Consider the following 243-nt stretch of genomic DNA (forward strand, 5'->3'; position numbering starts at 1 on the left):
GACGACGGAACCGCTCTTTCTTGTGCTCTTCTTCGAAGTAAGTGAGCGACGGCTTGACGAGATCGCTGCGCGAGACGATGCCAACAAGACGCATGGACTTCGAATCGGCCACGACGGGCAGCCGTTCGAGGCTGTGCACAGCAAGTCTCGTCGCAACCAGCCGGCATGTTTCGGTCGGCAACGCGAACACCGGCGAGCGCCGCTCGAAGACACGCTCTACGTTCATGGCCGTGCGCAGATCAG

General features: G+C 60.9%; 1 protein-coding gene. It reads right to left on the minus strand.

Translation table 11 applies throughout. The annotated features are described in order from the left end of the window. On the minus strand, window positions 1-243 hold a 243-nt coding region (locus SB772_RS44800; RefSeq protein WP_410839125.1), incomplete at both ends, for a CBS domain-containing protein.

It is taken from the genome of Paraburkholderia sp. SIMBA_030, assembly GCF_046535245.1.
Classification (GTDB): domain Bacteria; phylum Pseudomonadota; class Gammaproteobacteria; order Burkholderiales; family Burkholderiaceae; genus Paraburkholderia.